The following is a 3,893-nucleotide window of genomic DNA, read 5'->3' on the forward strand; positions in this document are numbered from 1 at the left end:
GGTCCGTCACAAGGCCCGCCCATCGGGCCGAGCTGTGGGCCTGGCTCGAAGACGTCGTCACCTGGGTCAACACCGAGTACGTGTGGCAGGCCACCACCATGATCCCGCCCTGCTGGCCCTTCCACCCCCACCTGGTCCACGAGATCGCCGTCCTGGCCGACCGACGCCACCACGCGGGGCTGGAGTTCACCGGCGCCGCCCTGGAGGAGTGGCACCGCCACGCGCTGCCGTTGTTCCTAGACCGGATGGCCACCCGCACCCGCAGCATCTGTGAGGAGACCCACCAGCCCTGGCCGGCCAAAAGCCGCCACGCCCGCCACCTGTCCGAAAACCCACGGCGCCAGGAGGCGTACCGGGCGGACCGCGACACCTGCGTGGACCCCTCGCCACCCGAGGGCGGTCTACCGTTGCGAGTCATCGACGCGCACACCGTCGACGAAACCAGCGGGGATGTCGACGGCTGACCAGATTCGACGGTCGCGACGACAGCCGAGGGGGTCGCTGTGATGCCCGCACACACCCCAGCCAAAGCGCTCGTCCGAAACCAGGGGCGACACCCAAGCGCACCGTGAGAAGCACCGCAGGTGCGGCCACGGTCACGGGTGAGCCGGTCATCGTCACCCCACCGGCCGTCTCGATCGATCCACCGCGCGTCACCGCGACGGCATTGCGGGAGCTGATTCCCTGCGTGAACCTGCGATAGATGGAGCTGGCGGGCGAGCGACGGAAGGGACGCCTCCGCCCCGTGGCTGAGTATCAAGGTGTCCCGCAAGAGGCACCCCATCGGTGATCGCGTCGGACGGGGTATCCGGGTCGCGAGGGCCTGGGCGTACAAATTGCGCTAGACCGGCGGGCGGTCCTTGCGAACGTTGTCCTGCGGGATGTCGCCGCGGCGTCCCAGCGGGACGGGTGTCAGGCGGAGGCCGGTTCGTTCGTCAGGCGGGTCGCAGCCCGGCGAGGGTGACGGCTACAAGACGGCTGACCGCTTCCTCGGACGGCAGGCTTCCTGCAGCGGTCAGGGCGTGCAAGCAGAAGGCCGCGAGTTCGCCCGGCGCGATGTCGTCGCGCAGCTCGCCGGTCCCAGCGCCCTCCGTGAGCAGGTCGCGCACGAAGTCGCGCAGCTGCTGCTGCGCCCGCTCGACGTTCTCGTCCCGGTGCAGCAGCGCCGCGAGCGGGGTGTCGCGCTGGGACCGCGACTCGCGCACGATGTGCGCCCATGCCCTCAGGACGGCCTCCAGCTGGTCGGTGGCAGTGCCTGCCCGGTCGCGAACCGCCGAGAGGTGGGCCAGGTGTTCGGTGATCTGACGGTCGTGCCAGGCGGCCAGGACCGCATCCACGTCGGGGAAGTACTTGTACAGCGTCGCTCTGCCGATCCCGGTCCGCTGCGCGATCTCTGACATCGTCACCGACGCCAGGCCACGTTCGGCGACCACCGCCGCCGCCGCGTCCAGCGTCGCGTCGCGCACCGCCGCCCGGTGCGCTTCGACGGAGTCCTCCCACAGCCTCGGCACAGCTGAACTCTACGCCAGGTAGACAGCGCGACGTATACGTGACACTCTGTCTCGTACAGATGACCCTCGCCCAGCGAGCAGATGGAGCTACGCATGCCCGATACCCGAATGAGCGCTCCTGGCGACGGCCTAGAGGCGTCGTCCGGCCCCCGGCCGCCCGGCGTGCCCCTGTGGGTCAAAGCGTTCGGCGTCCTCGTGCTCGTTCTGCTCGTGCTGCTTGCCGTGATGCTGCTCAACGGCGGCAGTCATGGGCCCGGCCGTCACACCTCATCCGGCCAGTTCCCCGGCAACGCCGACGTCGCTGTCGTCTCCCGGTCCGACTTCGCCCTGTGACCATGCCTCCGCTCCTGCGCAAGGCCGCGCTGACCGCCCACATCACCTCCTCTGTCGGCTGGCTCGGGTCGGTCGTCGCATTCTTCGCCCTGGCCGTTGCCGGCCTCACCAGCCAGGACGAGCCGACCGTGCGCGCCGTCTACGTGGCGATGGAGGTCCTCGGCTGGGCCGTGCTCGTCCCGCTGGCCGTCGCGTCCTTCGTCACTGGGCTAGTGCAGTCACTCGGCACCACGTGGGGCCTGTTCCGGCACTACTGGGTCCTGATCAAGCTCGCCATCACCGTTCTGGCGACCGCCGTCCTGCTGCTGTACATCCGCACGCTCGGCTACCTCGCCGACGTGGCGTCCGGGCCGGCAGTCGGCGGCCATCTGAGCGCCCTGCCGTCGGCATCCCCCGTTCTGCACTCCGGCGCCGCCCTGGTCGTCCTGCTCGTCGCCGCCGTCCTGTCGGTCTACAAGCCCCGTGGCCTGACCTCGCACGGATGGAGTAAGCAGCAGGAGCAGCGAATGGTCCCCAGACCCGAGTAGCCGGATGCAATCAGAGCAGGACCTGCTTGCTCACCAGCGAAGCGAGCTGTGTGCCGACTCAACTCAACAGCCGTGGGTTTGCGTGGATGGGGGGCCCAGCCTTTCCTCGATCCGCTGAGCCAGAGCGGCGAGCGAGGTCTGCTCAGCGGAATCGAACGGTTGTGCGTCGATGGTGGCGCGCAACCGTTCGAGGTGGTCCCGCACGACCGGCCGCTGGTCGGGGGCCACGCGGTGACTGAGATCGAGTAGGACCTGAGCTATGCGCTCCAGGAGCTGGGGGTCTTGGGCGCCGTAGCGTCGCGGCTGGGAGAGGCCGAGGTCGACGTAGCTGGCCAGATCGGGCCGGGCTAGCTCCACCCGGGCCCGGTCGTCTTGGTCGCGCAGCAGGACGGGGCCGAGGTCGCGGTCGGTCAGGTCGCACAGGAACGAGGAGATATGTCCCAACGTGTGGATCGCGGTCGTGGGGTCGTTGATGCCGGGTGAGAGTGCTTTGCTTGCGACGTCAGCCAGCTGGCGCAGCCCGAAGCCCACGTCTTGGGACTTGGTCCGTTCGAAGCCCAGGTGGACGCACCCGGTGACCCGGTCATCGATCCGATCGGCGACTTCTTGGCTGAGGCTTCCTGGCGTGAGCGGCCATGCGGTGCCCAAGGGGGTGCCGCGGACCACATACGTGCCCGGGTGGACGTCGAGTCTGACTATCGCGTCCTCGTCCACGACCACGTGCAGGAGTCGCTGTTGATCGAGACGGTTCACGAAACCATCGCCACCGGCGAACAGCCGTACGGCGTCAACGGGCGGCCGCAGGGTGGGCGGCTGGTCACCGACCCCGGGGTCCCGCTCGCTTAGCAATGCCTGCATGGTGCCCGAGGCTTCGCGATGCACGTTGCGCACCATCGACTCGACCCGGATCAGCTCGGTCAGGTGGGCCAGGAACAGCACCAGCGCGACCACGCTGGCCACCGCAAGCAGGAAGGCCACGGTGACCGCGAATTTGGGAACGAACTCGCTTTGATCACCTGCGCCGGCGCTGCGCACCGTGCGGAGCACTGTCAGCGCGAAGGTGAAGGTTGACAGGAAGAGTGCGAGCGTGACCTGGACGAACTGGTCGCTGGCGAAGCTTCGCAGCAGTCGGGGCGAGAACTGGCTGCTGGCCAGCTGCAAGGTCACCACGGTCAGTGAGAAAGTCAGCGCGGTCACCGTGATCAGCGAGGAAGCGATCGCGGCGAGCAAAGTACGGGCAGCGCCCGCATCACCCCCGAAGAGCCACTCACTCGCCGTAGGCGACAGCTCCCCGCCCACCGCGGCATCGACCTCTGGCAGGCCCACCCCCAACAGCAGTGCGGCTACCACAGCCGCGGTGGGAATAGGCCACAACTGGGTCTGGATGGCGTCGCCAACAGTGGTGCGCGAGGTGCCCATGTGCGCATCATCGCAGCCGGACACCCGGCCCCGACCATCAAGACGCCGCCCAGGCATCAATCACCGCAACCCTCGGATGCAGATGCATGGCCGGAACGGGATC

At 68.6% G+C, this 3,893-nt stretch carries 5 protein-coding genes; 3 read left to right on the forward strand and 2 right to left on the reverse strand.

Annotated features, from left to right (window positions below):
• Positions 1-464, forward strand: a 464-nt coding sequence (locus tag ACR2FV_RS00225) for a hypothetical protein (RefSeq protein ID WP_434013719.1), incomplete at its 5' end; no start/stop codon positions are given.
• A 471-nt stretch (positions 465-935) separates the two neighbouring features.
• On the opposite strand, the gene ACR2FV_RS00230 is transcribed toward ACR2FV_RS00225, so the two are convergent.
• Positions 936-1,511: a TetR/AcrR family transcriptional regulator gene (locus tag ACR2FV_RS00230; RefSeq protein WP_434013720.1), complete on the reverse strand. Its 576-nt coding sequence runs from the start codon at positions 1,509-1,511 to the stop codon at positions 936-938.
• A gap of 93 nt (positions 1,512-1,604) precedes the next feature.
• On the opposite strand from ACR2FV_RS00230, the gene ACR2FV_RS00235 reads away from it, so the two are divergent.
• Together ACR2FV_RS00235 and ACR2FV_RS00240 are read left to right on the forward strand one after the other, a co-directional pair.
• Entirely contained in the window at positions 1,605-1,844 is a 240-nt protein-coding gene (locus tag ACR2FV_RS00235) for a hypothetical protein (RefSeq protein WP_434013721.1), read from the forward strand.
• A gap of 2 nt (positions 1,845-1,846) precedes the next feature.
• Positions 1,847-2,371 (forward strand): DUF2269 domain-containing protein, encoded by a 525-nt coding sequence (locus tag ACR2FV_RS00240; protein WP_434013722.1) that lies wholly within the window; start codon positions 1,847-1,849, stop codon positions 2,369-2,371.
• Positions 2,372-2,434: 63 nt separating this feature from the next.
• Here ACR2FV_RS00240 and ACR2FV_RS00245 read toward each other — a convergent pair whose 3' ends face one another.
• Positions 2,435-3,790 (reverse strand): DUF2254 domain-containing protein, encoded by a 1,356-nt coding sequence (locus ACR2FV_RS00245; RefSeq protein WP_434013723.1) that lies wholly within the window; start codon positions 3,788-3,790, stop codon positions 2,435-2,437.
• Positions 3,791-3,893: the final 103 nt, after the last annotated feature.

Source organism: Ornithinimicrobium sp. (genome assembly GCF_051004135.1).
GTDB lineage: Bacteria > Actinomycetota > Actinomycetes > Actinomycetales > Dermatophilaceae > Ornithinicoccus.